Source organism: Kitasatospora sp. NPDC051705, assembly GCF_044453265.1.
Taxonomy (GTDB): Bacteria; Actinomycetota; Actinomycetes; order Streptomycetales; family Streptomycetaceae; genus Kitasatospora.
Genome location: NZ_JBITCO010000001.1, coordinates 13,308 through 30,938, shown reverse-complemented (window position 1 = coordinate 30,938; position 17,631 = coordinate 13,308). Strand labels below are relative to the sequence as shown.

Annotated in this window: 14 protein-coding genes and 1 pseudogene; 11 read left to right on the top strand and 4 right to left on the bottom strand. The window is 73.4% G+C overall.

Features of this window, described 5'->3' with window-relative positions:
* Positions 1 to 162: 162 nt before the first annotated feature.
* The 8 genes from ACIA8Q_RS00130 (at position 163) to ACIA8Q_RS00095 (ending at position 9,283) form a co-directional block, all read left to right on the top strand.
* Positions 163 to 2,127 carry an APC family permease gene (locus ACIA8Q_RS00130; RefSeq protein WP_396316652.1) on the top strand — a complete coding sequence of 655 codons (1,965 nt, stop codon included), beginning with the start codon at positions 163 to 165 and terminating at the stop codon, positions 2,125 to 2,127.
* Between the two features lie 315 nt (positions 2,128 to 2,442).
* Positions 2,443 to 3,285 carry an STAS domain-containing protein gene (locus ACIA8Q_RS00125; protein WP_360206614.1) on the top strand — a complete coding sequence of 281 codons (843 nt, stop codon included), beginning with the start codon at positions 2,443 to 2,445 and terminating at the stop codon, positions 3,283 to 3,285.
* Positions 3,282 to 3,659, top strand: a complete 378-nt coding sequence (locus ACIA8Q_RS00120) for an STAS domain-containing protein (RefSeq protein WP_360206616.1) — start codon at positions 3,282 to 3,284, stop codon at positions 3,657 to 3,659. Before ACIA8Q_RS00125 ends, ACIA8Q_RS00120 begins: the two co-directional genes overlap by 4 nt.
* Complete coding sequence (locus ACIA8Q_RS00115) at positions 3,656 to 4,072, top strand: anti-sigma regulatory factor (protein ID WP_360206618.1); 417 nt, start codon at positions 3,656 to 3,658, stop codon at positions 4,070 to 4,072. Before ACIA8Q_RS00120 ends, ACIA8Q_RS00115 begins: the two co-directional genes overlap by 4 nt.
* Positions 4,060 to 5,328, top strand: coding sequence for an ATP-binding protein (locus ACIA8Q_RS00110; RefSeq protein WP_396316471.1), 1,269 nt, complete (start codon positions 4,060 to 4,062; stop codon positions 5,326 to 5,328). Before ACIA8Q_RS00115 ends, ACIA8Q_RS00110 begins: the two co-directional genes overlap by 13 nt.
* Complete coding sequence (locus tag ACIA8Q_RS00105; protein WP_360206623.1) at positions 5,325 to 7,172, top strand: ATP-binding protein; 1,848 nt, start codon at positions 5,325 to 5,327, stop codon at positions 7,170 to 7,172. The genes ACIA8Q_RS00110 and ACIA8Q_RS00105 overlap by 4 nt, the downstream gene beginning before the upstream one ends.
* Positions 7,169 to 8,839 (top strand): fused response regulator/phosphatase, encoded by a 1,671-nt coding sequence (locus tag ACIA8Q_RS00100; protein ID WP_360206625.1) that lies wholly within the window; start codon positions 7,169 to 7,171, stop codon positions 8,837 to 8,839. The genes ACIA8Q_RS00105 and ACIA8Q_RS00100 overlap by 4 nt, the downstream gene beginning before the upstream one ends.
* Before the next feature lie 57 nt (positions 8,840 to 8,896).
* On the top strand, positions 8,897 to 9,283 hold the full coding sequence (locus tag ACIA8Q_RS00095; protein WP_396316470.1) for an STAS domain-containing protein: 387 nt from the start codon (positions 8,897 to 8,899) through the stop codon (positions 9,281 to 9,283).
* Between the two features lie 86 nt (positions 9,284 to 9,369).
* Here the strand turns inward: ACIA8Q_RS00095 and ACIA8Q_RS00090 are convergent, their stop codons facing one another.
* Entirely contained in the window at positions 9,370 to 10,599 is a 1,230-nt protein-coding gene (locus ACIA8Q_RS00090) for a PP2C family protein-serine/threonine phosphatase (protein WP_396316469.1), read from the bottom strand.
* Positions 10,600 to 10,726: 127 nt separating this feature from the next.
* Positions 10,727 to 12,073, bottom strand: a pseudogene (locus ACIA8Q_RS00085) (ATP-binding protein); the annotation flags it as partial.
* Between the two features lie 396 nt (positions 12,074 to 12,469).
* Here ACIA8Q_RS00085 and ACIA8Q_RS00080 point away from each other — a divergent pair.
* The 3 genes from ACIA8Q_RS00080 to ACIA8Q_RS00070 all read left to right on the top strand — a co-directional run bounded on the left by ACIA8Q_RS00080 (position 12,470) and on the right by ACIA8Q_RS00070 (position 14,429).
* Entirely contained in the window at positions 12,470 to 13,450 is a 981-nt protein-coding gene (locus ACIA8Q_RS00080) for a SigB/SigF/SigG family RNA polymerase sigma factor (RefSeq protein ID WP_396316468.1), read from the top strand.
* A complete protein-coding gene (locus ACIA8Q_RS00075) occupies positions 13,447 to 13,845 on the top strand; it encodes an STAS domain-containing protein (protein ID WP_396316467.1) in 399 nt (132 codons plus the stop codon). The genes ACIA8Q_RS00080 and ACIA8Q_RS00075 overlap by 4 nt, the downstream gene beginning before the upstream one ends.
* A gap of 104 nt (positions 13,846 to 13,949) precedes the next feature.
* Positions 13,950 to 14,429 carry an ATP-binding protein gene (locus ACIA8Q_RS00070; RefSeq protein ID WP_396316651.1) on the top strand — a complete coding sequence of 160 codons (480 nt, stop codon included), beginning with the start codon at positions 13,950 to 13,952 and terminating at the stop codon, positions 14,427 to 14,429.
* A 251-nt stretch (positions 14,430 to 14,680) separates the two neighbouring features.
* On the opposite strand, the gene ACIA8Q_RS00065 is transcribed toward ACIA8Q_RS00070, so the two are convergent.
* Both ACIA8Q_RS00065 and ACIA8Q_RS00060 read right to left on the bottom strand, forming a co-directional pair.
* The gene (locus ACIA8Q_RS00065) at positions 14,681 to 16,411 is read right to left on the bottom strand and encodes a thiamine pyrophosphate-dependent enzyme (protein WP_396316466.1); all 1,731 of its coding nucleotides are present in this window, start codon (positions 16,409 to 16,411) and stop codon (positions 14,681 to 14,683) included.
* 498 nt (positions 16,412 to 16,909) lie between these two features.
* Entirely contained in the window at positions 16,910 to 17,080 is a 171-nt protein-coding gene (locus ACIA8Q_RS00060) for a hydrophobic protein (protein ID WP_360206649.1), read from the bottom strand.
* Between the last annotated feature and the right edge of the window lie 551 nt (positions 17,081 to 17,631).

The following is a 17,631-nucleotide window of genomic DNA, read 5'->3' as shown; positions in this document are numbered from 1 at the left end:
CTTTCCACCGTCGCCCGACACGATCGGCATGCTCCGCGGTTCCCGGGGCAGTCGAGCGGGAGCCTCCGGCAGAACGCCGGACGGACCGCCCGAAGGGGGACGAGGGTGACGGTCACGGAGCGGACGCGGGCGGAGCAGCGGCAGGTCGCCGCGGCGGGCGAGGTGCCGGAACGCCTCGGGTACCGGGTCAAGCGGCTACTGCTGGGGCCGCCCCTGGTGACGGCGCAGCTGCGCGAGGAGACGCTCTCCAAGCCGGTGGCGCTGGGCGTGCTCGCACCGGACTGCATCAGCTCCAGCGCCTACGGCACGGAGCAGATGCTGACGCAGCTCCTCCCCGTGGCCGGCATGGCGGGCTTCGCCCTCGTCATGCCGGTGACCGGGGTCATCCTCGCCCTGCTGCTCCTGCTCACCCTGTCGTACCGCGACGTGGTGACCACCTACACCCGGGCCGGGGGTTCCTACGTGGTGGCGCGGGAGAACTTCGGCCCGCGCACCGCCCAGATCGCGGCGGTGGCCCTGCTGATCGACTACGTCGTCACCGTCGCGGTGCAGACCGCCGCGGGTACGGACGCCCTGGCCTCCATGGCACAGCTGCTCCTCCACACCGACATCGGCCCGGACAAACTGTGGATCTCCGTGGGGGTGCTGGGCCTCCTGTGCTACGGGAACCTGCGCGGCATCAGGGAGGCGGGCAAGGCGTTCTCGGTCCCCACGTACCTGTTCGTCGCCGCCGCCGGCCTGACCGTCGTGGTGGGGCTGGTCCGGTTGGCGGCGGGCAGCCTGCCGAGGCTGGGCACGGCCGAGCTGCACGCCGTCGGTGCCGTGCCGGTGGGCACGCCGGGCGACGGCCTGCTGATGGGCGCCTCGCTGTTCGTCCTGCTGCGGGCCTTCGCCAACGGCGGGTCCTCGCTCACCGGCCTCGAGGCCATCTCCAACGGGGTCGGCGCCTTCCGCGAACCGCGGGGCGTCAACGCGCGCCGCACCCTCGTGGTCATGAGCGCGGTCCTCGGCGGCCTGGTGCTCGGGATCTCCGCGCTCGCCTGGTGGACACACGCGATCCCGTACACCTCCGGCAGCCCGACCGTGCTGGCCCAGGAGGCGCACCTGGTCTTCGGCGGGAGTGCCCCGGGACAGGCGATGTTCGCACTGGTCCAGGTCGCCACCGCGCTGATCCTCTACACCGGCGCGAACACCTCCTTCAACGGCTTCCCGTTCCTGGCCGGCTTCGTCGCCGAGGACTCCTTCCTGCCGCGCCAGCTCACCCAGCGCGGCCACCGGCTCGCGTTCTCCAACGGCATCCTGGTGCTCACCGCCGTCTCCCTGGCCCTGCTGCTCGTCTCGCGCGGCAACCTCACCCACCTCGTCTCGCTGTACGCGATCGGGGTCTTCACCGGCTTCCTCATGGCGACCGCCGGCCTGGCCAAGCACCACTGGCAGCGCCGGGGGAGGCACCGCACCGTCAAGACCGCCGTCAACGCGGCCGCCGCGGCCGCCTCCGCCGCCGTGGTCGTCGTCTTCGTCGTCACCAAGTTCACCGAGGGCGCTTGGCTCGTGGTGGTCGTCTTCCCGGTCGGCGTGTGGGCCCTGATCCGCACCAACGAGCGGTACCGCAACGAGGCCGAGGCCCTGGAGGCGGCGCCCGCCACCGCCACCGGCGCGACCCGCCCGCGCCACGTCGTGCTGGTGCTGGTCGACCGGCTCGACCTCGCGGTCCTCACCGCGCTGCGCTACGCGCACACCCTGCGCCCCGACGGGCTGCGCGCCGTGCACGTCGCCCTCGACACGGCGCACGCCGAGCACCTGCGGCGTTGCTGGGAGGCCAGCCGGGCCGCCGACGTCCCGCTCGACCTGGTGGAGTGCCCGGACCGCCGGCTGCACCGCGCGATCGCCCGGCTCGCGGGCCGCACCACCGCCGACGGCCGCACCCAGGTCACCCTGCTGATCCCGCGCCGCTCGTACGGCCCGGTCCTGGGACGCCTGCTGCACGCCCGCAGCGGGGACTCGATCGCCCACGCGGTGAGCCGGCTGCCGCACACCGCCGCCACCATCGTGCCCTTCGACGTCTCGGCGGCCGTCCGGGAGCACCGGCACGGCGGACCACCGGCGGCGTCGTCGCGGTGCCCCTGAGCGCACGGGTCGTCGCCGGGTGCCTGCTGCTCAACGGGTCCGGATGGTCCGCAGGGAGGGCGGCCTCCCGGCCGACCCGCTCGCGCTGCCGGCCGGGCTCGCCGTCCTGGGCACACCCGGACGGCCGGTCGCGGCGACCCCCGCCGGGACGGGCCCGTCGCGGCCGTGATCCGGGCCGATCGGAAATCGGCGGGCCCGAACGTGCATGGGATCCGGATCGCGGGGCAGACGGGGCCCGGTTGACCCGGGGCGACGGGTCGGGCCCCGGCCCGGGTCTCCCGGGACCGGTATGCCTGTGATGGAAGGGTGCGCCTGATGGCGGTAGAGGAATCGTCCGAACGGCTCGTCGAGCTCCTGACGCGAAACGACGCGGTGCTGGACCAATGGGTGGAGGCCGTGTCGGCCATCCTGCGCGGCCGGATCAGCCGGGCCGAGCTCGAGAAGGAACTGACGGACCTGTACCAGGCCCTGGCCCAGGCCCTGCGCCAGGGCGGCCTGGAGTGGCAGGAGGAGGGGTACTCCGAGGTGCGGGCGCTGCTGGTGGAGCTCTCGCGCAGCCGGGCCCGGCACGGGTTCACACCCACCGAGACCGCGATGAGCGTCTTCGCCTGCAAGGACGTGCTGGAGCCCACCACCGCCAGTTCCGCCGAGGACATCACCGCCTACCTCCAACTCGCACGCTTGCTGGACGCGTTGGGCCTGTTCACCATCGAGGTGTACGCCCGCACCCGCGAGGAGATCATCAGCGCCCAGGCCGAGCAGCTGCTCGAACTCTCCACCCCGGTGGTGAAGCTGTGGGAGGGCGTACTGGCCGTGCCGCTGGTCGGAACCCTGGACTCGGCTCGCACCCAGATCGTCATGGAGACGCTGCTCCAGAGCCTGGTGGACTCCGAGGCCGAGCACGCCATCATCGACATCACGGGTGTACCGGCGGTGGACACCGAGGTCGCCCAGCACCTGCTCAAGACGGTCGTGGCCGCCCGGCTGATGGGTGCGGAGTGCACCATCTCCGGCATCCGGCCGCAGATCGCCCAGACTCTCGTGGCGCTGGGCGTCCAGTTCGGGGACATCGTCACCAAGGCGACCCTGGCCGACGCGTTGCGGTACGTGCTCCAGCGCATCGGTGGCGACCACGCCGTGACCGGCGGTCACCAGTGACCGAGCGCGTCCCCATCCTCAAGCTCGGCCGGGTCCTGCTGGTGTCGATCCAGATCGACCTGGAGGACCAGACCGTGGTCGACCTGCAGGACGACCTCGCCGCACGGATCGTGGCGACCGGTGCCATCGGGGTCGTCATCGACATCACCGCGCTGGAGATCGTCGACTCCTTCGTCGGCCGGATGCTGGCCAACACCGCGGCGATCTCCCGGATGCTCGACGCCGAGACGGTCGTCGTGGGCATGCGGCCCGCGGTGGCGATCACCCTGGTCGAACTCGGCCTGTCCCTGGGCGGGGTGCGCACCGCCCTGACCCTGGACAAGGGCCTCGCCCTCCTGGACCGCGACCGCACCGCACGTGCGGACCGCGCATGACAGGGTCAGCCGGAGAAACGGAGCAGACGGTCCCGATCATGTCCAACGACGACGTCGTCCGGGCCCGGCAACTGGTGCGCACCCTCGCGCAGCAGGCCGGGCTCTCCCTGGTGGACCAGACCAAACTCGTCACCGCCGCGAGCGAACTGGCCCGCAACACCCTGGTCTACGGCGGCGGTGGAGCGATGCACTGCGGCACGGTGCGCCGGGACGGACGGAAGGGCGTGCACGCGGTGTTCGAGGACAGTGGCCCGGGCATCCCCGACATCCACCTCGCCCTGACCGACGGTTGGACCTCCGGCGGGGGCCTCGGGCTCGGCCTGAGCGGTGCGCGCCGTCTGGTGGACGACTTCGCCCTGGAGAGCGCGGCCGGGGCCGGCACGAAGGTGTCGGTGACCAAGTGGCGACGCTGACGGTCCCGTTGCTCGAGTGCGAGGACGCGGTCTGGTTCCGGGACGCCGAATCGTTGCCCGCCGCCGCGCGCAGTGCGGCGCGGGCCATCGCGCACCGCGCCGGGCTGCTGCCGGAGAGGGTCGCCGAGGTCGGGCTGGCGGTCAGCGAGGCGGCGACCAACCTGCGTCGCCACGCGGTGGACGGCTCGCTCCTCCTGCGGGTGGTGCGCACCGACAGCGAGGCGGCCGTGGAGTTCGTCGCTCTGGACAGTGGCCCCGGGATGGCAGACGTCCCCCGCTCGCTCACCGACGGAGTCTCGTCCGGAGGGACGCTCGGCATCGGCCTGGGCGCCATCGTCCGGCTCGCCGACACCTTCGACGTGCACTCGCTGCCGGGCAGGGGCACCGCGATGACCGCGCGGTTCTGGAACCACACGCCCGGCGGCCGCCGCGCGGCGGCCGGCAGGGAGGCGGTGGTGGCGGGCGTCACCCGGCCGATGAGCGGCCAGGAGCTCTGCGGGGACGCCTGGGCCGCACGGCCCGTGCTCGTGGCACCGCCGGCCGGACCGGACCGGGCGCCCGCGGGGGCCGGAGCAGGACGGTCACGCCGCCAGACCGCCGATGGAACCGTCCTGGACTGGTCGGTGCTCACGGGCGCGGCCCGGCGCCCGGCTCAGCCCCCCCTTCAGGACCACGGCACGCCGGTCTCCTCACCCGGCGGGCCGACCCGGTCGACCGGGCCCGTGGGGTCGACGGCCGACCCCACCACCGGGGCGTTCCTCGTCATGTTCGTCGACGGGTTGGGCCACGGGCCGCTGGCCGCCAAAGCCGCGCTGGACGCCGTCGCGGCCTTCCGCCGCAGCGCGGCGCGAACCCCGGAGGCCGTGTTGTCCGACGTCCACGGCGCCCTGCGCGCCGGACGCGGCGGAGCGGTCGCGGTCGCGCTCGTCGAGCCCGCAGCGCAGCGGATCGGCTTCTGCGGCGTCGGGAACATCAGTACCTTCGTGGTGGCCCCGTCGACCGGGACCCGCCGCTCACTGCCGTCCGCGCCCGGCATCGTCGGACACCAGATGCCCGCCCTGCACACGGTCCGTCATCGGCTCGCCCCCGGCAGCGCGGTGGTCATGCACTCCGACGGCCTGACCGACCGCTGGCAGGCCCAGGCCTTCGCCGGCGTGCTCGAGCACCTGCCGGTCACCGCCGCCGCGCTCCTGCTGCGCGAGGCCGGCGTGCGCCGGGACGACGCGGGCGTCCTCGTGGCGAAGGGCCCGTGGTGACGGGCCCCGAGGAACCGCAGGTGGTCCGGCTGGGGACGGTCCCGGTCGCGTCTGCGCAGGACGGCTTCGCTCTGCGCCGCATCGGCAAGTCCGTCGCCGAACTGCTCGGCTCGGACGGCCAGGACGCGATCCGGCTGGCCACCGCCCTGAGCGAAATCAGCCGCGACATGCTCGGATCCGGCCGGCTCACCACACACTTCGACCTGTGCACGGCACCCGGGAGGGTACTGAGCGTGACCGTGGACTGGCACGGCTCCGACGGCCCGTCCGCCGACGCCCTGAACGCCTCCGCCCGCCTGCTCCCGACCAGCCACGGACCGGCCGACGGCGGCGGCTGGGTGCGCCTGGACCACCGGCTCCCCGCACCGACCGGCGAGCAACCGGACGGCGCGGAGGAGGCCCGCCGGCTGTTGGACGCGCACGGCGGCCCGGCCGACCCGGACGACTTCCAGGCGCAGACCCAGGACCTGATAGCCGCGCTCGAACGGACCAGGGCCCAGAGCGAGGAACTGAAACGGCTCAACGACGAACTGGCCGAGACCAACCGCGGCGTCGTCGCGCTCTACGCCGAACTCTCCGAGGAACTGGAGGAGACCAACCGCGGCGTCGTCGCCCTCTACGCCGAGCTGGACGAGAAGTCGCGGCAACTGCGCGAGGCCAGCGAGGCCAAGACCCGGTTCTGGGCCAACGTCAGCCACGAGCTGCGCACCCCCGTCAACTCCGTCGTGGGACTGGCCGAGCTGCTCCTCGCGGACGCGGACGCGCCGGCGACGGAGCGCGGACACCGGCTCTCACTGATCGCGGACTCCGGCCGCACCCTGCTCGCACTCGTCGACGAGCTCCTGGACGTCGCCAAGGCAGAGTCCGGGAACCTCGAACCCAGCTGGGCACCGATGGACCTGCACGCCGTGCTCGCCCAACTGGACGGCACACTGCGCGGTCTCGCCCGGCCCGGCGTCACGCTGTCCGTGACCGCCGACGCCGACCCCGGCCCGATCCTCGGCGACGAGACCATGCTGGCCAGGATCCTGCGCAACCTGCTGTCCAACGCCCTGAAGTTCACCGAGGCCGGGTCGGTCCGCCTGACGGCACACCTGGACGGTACCGGAGGCGCGGCCGGCCCGGGCGAGCTGGTGCTGACCGTCTCCGACACCGGCATCGGCATCCCGGCGGACCAGCACGCGCGCGTGTTCGAGGAGTTCTACCAGGTCAAGGGCCCCCACCAGCGCGGCCGCCACGGCACCGGGCTCGGCCTGCCGTACGCCCGGCGGCTGGTCGGACTGCTCGGCGGGACGATGCACCTGGAGAGCAGCCCGGGCAGCGGCACCACCATCACCGTCCGGCTGCCGGCCGCGCCCGCGCCCGGCCCGGGCGTGCTCCCCCGCGCAGCCCGCCTGGTCGTGGTGGACGACGACGCGGCGTTCCGGGCCGTCCTGCGGCCGCTGCTGCGAGACCTCACCGACCACGTCGTGGAGGTCCCGGACAGCGGCGACGCCCTCGCCACCCTCCGGCGCGAGCGCCCGGACGCCCTGATCCTCGACCTGCACATGAGCGGCCTCGACGGCTACGCGGTCCTCGCACGACTGCGGGGCGACCCGGACCTGCACGGGCTCCCGGTCGTCGTCCTGACCTCGGCCGACCCCTCCTCCCTCGATCGCGACCGGCTGACGCACGCCCGGTCGGTGCTGCAGAAGTCCGGCCTGACCGCCGGGCGGCTGTCCACTGCCCTGTCCACCGCGATCGCGCCCCCGAACGGACCGCTGGGCCGTCCCCTCCGGGACGCGTCCGCGGCCCCCGAGGGCGCACCGCCCGAGCACCACGTTGAAACGGAGGGCGGACCGTGACCACCGCAGCCCCCGACGCAGGCCCCGCCACCGTCCTCGTCCTGGACGACAACCCCACCACCCGCTACATCGTGGGCAGCTGGCTGCGCCGCTCCGGACACACCGTCGTCGAGGCCGTCGACGGCACCCAGGCGCTGGCCCTGCTCACCGGCGCCCCGACGCACGAACTGCCGGAACTCGCCATCGTGGACGTGAAACTGCCCGACATGACCGGCTTCGAGGTGTGCGAGCGGATCAAGGGCCGGCCGCGCACAGCCGACCTGCCGGTCGTCCACATCTCCGCCACCGCCATCGAAGCCAGCGATCGCACCCAGGGCCTGCACCGGGGCGCGGACGCCTACCTGACCGAACCCATCGACCCCGCAGAACTCCAGGCGACCGTCACCGCCGTGCTGCGCTACACCCGGGCGCGCCGCAGGGCCGAACGGCTCGCCGACCGGGTCGCCGCACTGCACCGCAGCACGCTGGCGCTCTACGACGCCGCCGACGCCGACACCCTGGTCACCGCCGCCGCGCTGGGCGCGACCGAGCTCGGTGCGGCCCAGGCCACCGTCGTCGTCCTGGGGCCCCACTCGGAGACGCTCCACCTCGCCCACTGCTCCCCGGCGGCGGCCCCGGACGGCGGGCCCGACGGACCCGTGCCGGACACGGGCCCGTCGGTCCGGCTGCGCACCGCCCCGCCGGTCCTGCTCGACACCCTCGCGCACCACACCCTCGGCGACGCCACCGGAACCGACTCGGCGCTGCTCACCGCCGTCGAGTGGCGGACCGCCCTGGCCGGCGCGGCCGCGCCGCAGGACGTGACACCCGACGGACCGGTCACCCTGGTCGTGGCCCGGACGAAGCCGGGCCGCCCCCTGGTGGCGCTGGCGGTCGATCCGCAGGCCGCCGCGGGTCTGGACCAGCACCGGTTGCTCTCCCAGCTCACCCAGGCCGCCGCCCTGGCCCTGGAGGCCCTGCGGAGCCAGGCGGAGGAGCACGCCCTGGCCCTCACCCTCCAGCGCAGCTTCCTGCCCGACCGACTACCCTCCGTCACCGGCGTGGACCTCGCCGTCCGCTACGAGCCCGCCTCCGACCGAAGCGAGATCGGCGGGGACTTCTACGAGGCCATCGACACCCCGGCCGGGCTGCTCCTCGCCATCGGCGACGTGGCCGGCCACTCCCTCGAAGCCGCGATGGTGATGGGCGAACTGCGCCACGCGCTGCGTGCCTACGCCATCGAGGGACATGATCCGCAGACGCTGCTGCGCCGGCTGGACACCCTGATGGTCCGGCTGCGCCCTGGCGTCACGGCGACCGTCTGCCTCGTGCTCATCGAGCCCGGCGGCCGCCGGATCCACGTCGCCAACGCCGGCCACCTGCCGCCACTGCTCCGGCTGGCCGACGGCTCCACCCGCTACCTCACCGAGCACGGCATCCTGCTCGGACTCGACCTGCCGCAGCCGCCCGCGACGACCCACGACACTCCTGCGGGAAGCACCCTCCTGCTGGTCACCGACGGCCTGGTGGAGGTTCCGGGCGAGCACCTCGAAGTAGGCCTGGGCGCGCTCAGGGAGTCCTTCGCCGAGGCGCCAGCCGACCTCGACGCGGCGGGCGACCTGCTGCTCGGCGCGTTCGCCAAGGCGCAGGCCGACGACGTGGCCCTGCTGCTCGCCCACCTCCAGTGACCGGATCGCCCGACCGCCGACCGCCGACCGCCGACCGCCGACCGCCCCGGAGCCCAGGTGCCCGCCTACGCCCTCACCATCCACGTCAGCGCCCACGCGGCAGGCGCGACCGTCGTCGTCCTCGCCGGCGAGCTCGACTACCACACCGCCCCACGACTGCGCAGGGCCATCGAGGGGACTCCCACCGTCCTCCCGCTGGTCCTGGACATCGCCGGCCTGCGCTTCTGCGACTCGATGGGCATCGCCGAGCTGGTCTTCGCCTCCCTGCGTGCCGGGACACCGGGAACCCCGCTCCCGCTGGTCGGCGCCCCGGCCGACCTGCGGCACCTGCTCACGTTGACCGGGGTGGACCAGCTGGTGTCCCACCACGCACACGTCGACCAAGCCGTCGGCTCCCCTTGCTTCCCCGCTCCCGGCCCCCCGGACCGGACGGACAGGAGCTGAGCCGGGTCGAGCCGCTGGACGGCGCCACCGTCCCGGAACGCGACCCGCTCGTCCGGTACCCGGTTGCTCCACCTCCCGGTGTGCAGTCAGCCGAGCCGCTGTTCCGCCGCCGGGTGTCCGTGGCGGTGGGTGCCCCAGTCGAGACGGAGGACTGCCAGGTCGTCGGTGTGGCGGCCGGCGTTGAGGGTGTGGGTCTGCGTGATGAGCTGGTCGATGTGCGCGGCGGGGTCGGCCGGTGGGAGGGCCTCGATCAGTGCGAGCAGCCCGTCGACGCCCAGCCGCCTTCCCGAGTTTCCGTTGTGCCCCTCGGTGAGGCCGTCGGTGTAGAGCGTGAGCGCACCTCCGGGCGGCAGCGGGGTGACGGTGGCGGGCCACCTGCGAAGGCCGGGCACGATGCCGAGGGCGATGCCGTGGGCGGCGGTCGGCTCGCGGGTTCCTTCGGTGGTGGTGAGGAGCGGCTCGTGGTGGCCGGCCAGGTGGAGGGTCGCGGTGGAGACGTTCTGGTCGAGGGTGAGGAGGGTACAGGTGGCGAACTGCGACGGGCTGACCCGTTCGGCGACCAGGATGCGTTCCATCAGGCCGAGCAGGTCCTCGCCCCGGTGTCCGCCGAGGACGAGGGAGCGCCAGGCGATCCGCAGGCAGACGCCGAGGGCGGCCGCGTCGGGGCCGTGCCCGCTGACGTCACCGACGACGGCGTGCAGCAGCCCGTCGTCGCCCTCCACGACGTCGAGGAAGTCCCCACCGAGCAGTGCCATGGCGGTGCCGGGCAGGTAGCGGGTGGTGACCCGCACCGACGACGCGTCGAGGATGGGAGGGGGCAGCAGGCCACGTTCGAGGCGCGCGTTCTCCTCGGCCCGCAGCCGGGCCGCCTGGGCTTCGATTCCGGCGCGTTCGGTCTCGCTGCGGTACACGGCGTAACGGACTGTGCGGTGCAGCAACTCCGCCTCCACCTTGCCCTTGACGAGGTAGTCCTGGGCGCCGGCGGCCATCGCGTCGGTGCCGGCCTGCGCCTCCGACAGACCGGTGAGGACGATGACCGCCGTGTGCGGGGCGAGTGCGCGGACGGCCGTGACCGCGGATGTGCCGGAGGCGTCGGGCAGGTGCAGGTCGAGGAGGATGCAGTCGGTGACACCGGAGGACAACGTGCTGCTGGCGTCGGCGAGCGTGGCACAGGTGGTCAGCTCGAAGCGCAAGCCGGTGTCGTGGAGGAGTTCCTCGACCAGGAGGGCGTCGCCCGGGTCGTCCTCGATCAGGAGGATGCGGTACGACGGCCCCCCGGTGGCCGCCCCCGCGGAGGACACCATGGTCGTGGTCATCGTGCGTGCTCCTGGTGGGTGCGGGAGGTCTCGGGCATGGCCGGAAGGCCGGGGGCTTCGGCGGTTCGGCTGCCAGGGTGAAGGTGATGCGGGTACCGGCCCGGTAGTCGGGGTCGACGGTGATGGTGCCGCCGTGGAACTCGACGATCTTCTTGCACATGGCCAGGCCGATGCCGCTGCCGGAGTACGCGTCCTTGGTGTGCAGCCGTTGGAAGATCAGGAAGACCTTCTCGGTGAACTCGGGTGCGATGCCGATGCCGTCGTCGGTGACCGAGAACCGCCACAGCGCGCCGTCGCGCTCGGCCGAGACGTCGATGTGCGGACGGGTTCCGGGCCTGCGGAACTTCACGGCGTTGCCGATCAGGTTCTGCCAGAGCATGCCCATCTGGGTGGGGTCGGCGACCAGCGTCGGCAGCGGGTCGTGGGTGATCTCCGCCCCGGCTTCCTCGATGCCCACGCTCAGCGCGGCCAGGGTCTGCTCCAACGCCTCGTCCATGTCGACTTCCTGGTGGGCGTGGTGGAGACGCCCGACCCGGGAGAAGTCGAGGAGGTCGTTGATGAGGGTCTGCATGCGGTTGGCGCCGTCGACCGCGAAACCGATGTACTGGTCGGCCTTGGCGTCGAGTTGACCGCCGTAGCGGCGCTGGAGGAGCTGGGTGAAGCTGGAGACCTTGCGCAGCGGTTCCTGGAGGTCGTGGGAGGCGACGTAGGCGAACTGCTCCAGCTCGGTGTTGGAACGCTGGAGGTCGGCGGCCTGCGCGTCCAGGCGCAGCCGGGCCTGCTCGCTGAAGCCGAGCTCCCGCACGAGGCGAACGCGCATGCGGTCGATCTCACCGCTGAGCCGGCGCAGGTCGGCGGGGCCGGTCGTGGTGATGGGGTGGTCGAACTCGCCGCCGGCGATGACGCGGGCATCGGCTCCGAGTTGTTCGAGCGGGCGGTTGATGCCGCGCCGCAGTCCTTCGAACACCAGGGCGGCGAGGATCAGGATGAGGCCCGCGATGGCGCCGAACACCCAGTTCCGCAGCGTCAGTGTGGAAGCGAGCTCATCCCTCGCCCTGGTGCGCTCCGCGCGCAAACGGTCCTGCTGCTCGGCCAGTCGGGCCCGGACGCCGTCGAAGGAGGCCTTGCCCGGCGCGGCGAGGGCGGCGGCCGCCGGCGCCGGCGCGCCGGGCGGGGAATCGGCCACCGGTCGGGCCAGCTCCGACTGCCACGCCGAGATCGCGCGCCCGACGCCGGCCAGGTCCTCGAGCGCGGAGGCGTCGTCCTTCAGCAGGTCCGCGAGGCGCGCTGTCTGGGTCTCCTCGTCGGACAGACCCTGCTGGTACGGAGCCTGGGTCCGGTCGAGGACCCAGAAGCCCGTCGCCCCGAGCACGGTCAGGACGACGAGCGCGGCCGTCGCGCCGGCGCGAAGCCACCGACGGGTCGTCCAGGCGGCGAACCACCGAGTCCGCACCAGCCGCTCTTCGCCGGTCATACTCCACCCCTCCACGGTGACGGCTGCCGCACGACTGGACGCGGACCCGGCCGTGCTGTGCATCGAGGTCGAGGACGCCACGGAAGACCGTCCACGGCAGCACGCGCTGCACGGCGGGGACCCGGCCCGCCCCGGCGGCCGCGGCTGGACGATCGTCCGTCGGGTGGCCCTCACATGCACCGTCCAGCTGCTGCCCGGCGGCGGGAAGCGCATCACCGTCACGCTTCCCGTGTGCTGAGGGCGCTCAGGGGTGAACGTTCCGCCACCCGGCCGGCCCCCGTTCGCGGACGCCGTCCAGACATGCACAGAACCTTCACACGCGGCGGTGGCATGCATGTCGCCCCGAGGGGTAACCGCGGACGGCCCGCGCCGTGGTGACGGAGGAAAAGGATCGACATGACCATGACCAGTAGCGAGCTGCTCCCGTGCGCGTCCCGGCCTGCGCCGTCGTCGCCCGGCGCCCCCGTCGTCACCCGCGGCCCCGATCCCGATCTCGCATCGTTGCTCGCCGACGTCGGCGACCCGTGCGACGTCGCCCCGGCCGACGCGCGGGAGTTGACCCGAACGCTCCTGGCTCGACTCGCGGCCCTGGATGAGGGCACCATGGAGTACTCCTACGTACGGGGCACGCTGATCGAACTCAACATGTCCCTCGTGCAGTTCGTGCTCCGCCGCTTCGCACCTCACCACGAGAGCCGGGACGACCTGCTCCAGGTCGGTGCCATCGGCCTGATCAAGGCGATCGACCGCTTCGATCCGGATCACGGGGTCGAGTTCAGCAGCTTCGCCATCCCGACCGTGATGGGCGAGATCCGCCGCCACTTCCGTGACAACACCTGGGCCGTCCACGTGCCCAGGCGGCTGCAGGAGCTGCGGCTGGCCCTGGCGAAGGCCCAGGACGCACTCTCCCAGCAGCTCGACCGAGAGCCCACGGTCGCCGAACTGGCCCGTCACCTCGAACTGCCCGAGGAGTCGATCACCGAGGGCCTTGCCGCCGCCCGTGCCCGCAGTGCCGGCTCGCTGGACCTCCCGGCCGGTCCCCAGCAGGACGGTGCGGCCCGGTCAGCCGACCGCCTCCTCGGCCCGGATGCGGACCACGCCGAGTTGGTGACCGACCTGGTGGCGCTCAAGCCCCTGATCGCGGCCCTGCCGCCCCGCGAGCGACTCATCCTGTCGATGAGGTTCACCGAGGACCTGACGCAGTCCCAGATCGGCGGCCGGCTCGGTCTGTCCCAGATGCACGTATCACGCCTGCTCAGCCGTACGCTGAGGACGTTGCGCGAAGGCCTCGTGGGTGACGGGGAACCGTCGGTGCGGGCCGGGAAGCGGGACGGGCAGGAGCAGGGGGTCACGCGCCGGGGTGGAGGGGACGAATGACGAGCGAGTCCGGGAGCACGAATGCCGCAGAGGCATGGGGGCCACCCACGAGTGGTCTCGCGGTACGCGTACGCCGCACCGCCACACGTGCGTCCGTCTGCGAGATCGCCGGGGACCTGGACGCCGAGACCCGGGCGCCCGTCATCTCGGCGCTCGACGGCCTGACGGCGGAGCGCCCCTCGTCGATCGTCGTCGACCTCCAGCACGTGGCGTTCTGTGACTCGTCAGGCCTCAACCTGCTCCTGCAGGCCCGCATGAACGCCGTGGCGGCCGGCATCGACTTCCGGATCGCCCGCCCTTCACCCGCTGTCGCGCGGGTCTTCGAGCTCACGGGCACCGACGCGGTCTTCTCCATCCACCTGGACGACACGGCCGTACCCCGACCGTCGGGCTGACGTGCCGGTGGGGCGGGCGGCCACACCGACACCGTGCTCGACGCGGCTCGCCGGGGAAGCCGGTTCAGGAAGGGACCACTGGACTGGAAGGGGGACAGGTGCAGATGACCGGCAGCGGCGGGGCCCTGGAGGACGGGCGGACTGCTGCCGGTCCGGCGCGGCCGCCCGTCGCGCAGCTCCGGCGGCTCCGGCTGGCGGGAGTCCCGAAGCCGGTCGCCCGTGCGAGGGAGTTCACCTCGCGGGCGCTCGCGGACTGGGCCGGTCCCGGCAGTTCCGCGGAGGCTGAGCGGGACGTCGTCCTCCTGGTGGCCGAGCTGGTCTCGAACGCCGTGATGCACGCCGGAGGGGCTTTGGAACTCGCGCTGTCGGCGCGTACGGGCAGGCTGCGGATCGAGGTCGGCGACGGCTCTCCGGCACTGCCCGCCCTGTGCACTCCCCGGCCACCCGCGAGCCCCGGCGGTCACGGGCTGCTCATCGTCGAGCGGCTGGCCTGTCGGTGGGGCGTCGAGCCCCGGGGCCCCGGCAAGACCGTGTGGGCCGAGACCGGCATCCCCGGCCGTCCACCCGCTGCCGACTACGCGTAGGGTCGGCTACTGGCCCGGGGGCCCCGGGGCTTCCAAGCCCCGGAGACCTGGTGGACCGGCCGAGCGGCCCCGCGGCCGAGCCGGTGAGGTGACGCGGGCGACGGACACGGCGGGGCCGACCGCCGGGACGCGTCGGCCTTCGCCGCAGCGTCCCGGCGGTAAGAGCAGCCGGCCCCACAGGCAGGCGTCGGGTCGCCCGGAGCCGAGTGCCGGGCGACCCGGGCAAAGGCCCTCCGCACCCGGGGGGAGTGTCAGCCGTCGTGGCTGCGGAGGGTCTCCTTGATCCTGGCGATGGCGAAACCCCATCCCTGCTCGACGGTCGGCTTGCCCGGGACCGCCAGCTCTCCGGGGTTGGTGAGGACGTCGAGCAGCACCGGCCCGGGCGTGCCGAAGGCCCGCCGTACGCCGTCCTGCAGGTCGGAGGGGTCGGTGACGCGGATGCCGGTCAGCCCGAGGGCGGTGGCGACCGCGGCGAAGTCGGGATTGTCGAGCTCCGTTCCGTACTCCGGCAGGCCCGACTGCTCCTGTTCGAGCTTGACCATGCCGAGCCGTCGGTTGTCGAAGACCACGAGCTTCACCGGCAGCCGGTAGGCCCTGATCGTCATCAGATCGCCGAGCAGCATGCTCAGACCACCGTCGCCGCAGAACGCCACGATTTGGCGGTCCGGGGCCCAGAGCTGTGCACCGAGGGCCTGGGGCATGGCGTTGGCCATCGAGCCGAGGTCGTAGGAGCCCAGCAGCCGGCGCCGGCCGCGCATGGTCACGAAGCGCGAGAGCCACACGGTGGCCATGCCGGTGTCGGAGGTGAAGATGGCGTCGTCGTCCGCGAAGGCGTCCACGGCGGCGGCCAGTGCCTCGGGGCGGACGTCGTGGCCCCGGTTGTCCAGGGCGCTGCGCATGCGGCCGAGCAGGGAGTGCTGGTCGCGGCGTGGTTCGGCGAGCTTCCGCTGGCCGGCGAGCCAGTCGTCGAAGCGTGCGCGTGCCCGGTCGAGGTGCGCGCTCCCCTCGACCGCGTCCACGTGGGGGAGCAGCGCGCGCAGGGTGGCCGCGGTGTCCCCGACCAGACCGACGTCCACCGGTGTGCGACGGCCGAGGTGGCGTGGGTGGAGGTCGATCTGCACGGTCCTGCAGCCGGTGGGGTACCAGTCCCGGTACGGGAAGTCCGTGCCGAGCATGATCAGCGTGTCACAGCCCTCGAGCGCGTGGACCGCGGCGGGGTTGCCGATCAGGCCGGTCTGACCGACCTGGTACGGATTGTCGTGCTCGAAGCCTTCCTTGGCCTTCAGGGTGAGCACCATCGGTGCCGACAACCGCTCGGCGAGGGCCAGCACCTCCGCGCGGGCCTCCCGGGCGCCGCGTCCGACCAACAGGGTGGTCCGGCCGCCGGCGTTGATCAGGTCGGAGGCCGCCCGGATCCCCGTGTCGTCCGGTCGGATGACCGGGCCGGAACGCGGGAAGCGGGCCGGGCGGTCGTCCGGTACCTCGCGCTCACCCAGGTCGGCGGGGACGGTGAGGACCGCCACGCCCCGCTCGCCGGTCGCCGCGCGGACGGCGGCCTCGAGCATCCGGGGCAGTTGTCCGGGGGAGGTCAGGGTGGCCCGGTAGACCGCGACGTCGCGGAACAGCAGGTCGTTGTCGACCTCCTGGAAGTAGTCGCCGCCCATCTCCGCGGTGGGCACCTGCCCGGCGATGGCCAGTACCGGGGTGCGGCTCTTGGCCGCGTCGTACAGGCCGTTGAGCAGGTGTACCGAGCCGGGGCCGACGGTGCCCATGCACACGCCCAGCCGTCCGGAGAGCTGCGACTGGGCACCGGCGGCGAACGCTGCGGCCTCCTCGTGGCGGCAGCCGACCCAGGAGAGGCCGTCGGTGGTGCGGATGGCGTCGGTCAACGGGTTCAGGGCGTCGCCGACGACGCCGAAGACATGGCGCACGCCCAGTTCCTGCAGGGCGTCGACGATCAGACGGGCGACGGTACGCGGCACGGGGACTCCCCTTCGCAGGAGCGGTCACGGGGTCAGAGGGTGAAGCGGTCGGGGCCGGCGGCCTTCCCGGTCCTGCTCCCAGGACGGGGGCGCCTCGTGGAGGATCCGGCCCGGCGCCGGCCGGGGCTGGAGGTGCGCGGGGCTGCGCAGGGTCTGCGGGTCGACCCGGCGGTGCAGCATGTGCGGGGTTCCGTCGGGGCGGGTGGTCGACGCCCGTCGCGGCCACGATCTGCCGGGCGCTCCGCAGAGTCGGCTGCCGGGGGCGGTGAACCCGTGCGGACTCGTCACCGCCGTGCCGTGCACGTGCCCGGTCGCGGTCCTGCGTGGACACGCCGGGACAGGATGGCGGCCGTCGCCGGGAGGGCGACGGCCGCCACCGTGAGGCCGGTGACCTGCGGGAGCCTCACGACGGCCACCGGCCGGCCCCGTTCGTCGGCGCCGTGCCGGGGGCCGCCCCGTGCGCCGGGCAGTCGGCGACCGGTTCGGGGACGTGACGGGTCACCAGCGGTACCACCGTCCGCGGGTGCCCGAGACGCCGGTGCTCCGGGCGACGAAGCCCAGCAGCCAGACGACGAAGACCGCGATGGCGATCCACCAGAGGATCTTGACGGCGAAGCCGGCGCCGAACAGGAGCAGTGCCAGCAGGAGGACGAGCAGCAGGGGAACCATGGTCAGTGGCCTTTCGGTTGGTGATGGGTCCCCGCATGCCCCGCTTCCGCAGACGTATGCACATGGCTGCTTCACACGGCGGCGAGGGTCTCGGCGCGGCCCGGTCGGCCGGGCGCTGCGAGTCCTTCCGGGCCCGCGGACCGCCGCCGGCAGGTGCGGCGGCATCCCGTGCCGTCGAGACGGGCCGTTCCTCCCCGACATGGCCAGGGGAGATCGGGGAAGCCGGTACAGATCCTGCTCGTCACCCGAGGGGCGTCCATGATCATGGCCGTGGTCCTGCTGCCGGTTCCGTTCGCGCTCGCGGCGATCCTCACCGCGCTCGTTCCCCCGTCGGCCCGGGCGGACCGGTGTCCGCGGCCCGGCCCGGCAGCCGGAACCACCGCCGCGGGCCGACCGTGTCGACGTCCCGGCCGGTGACGTGACCGGGGCCTCACCGGCGTCACCGGGAGCCCCGGGAACCCGGCAGCCCCGAACGGCCGGCCACGGCTCCGGACCTCGCGGGCCTCCAGCCCTCAGCCGCCTTCGTCACCGGATGAGGGCCGAGCCGTGGA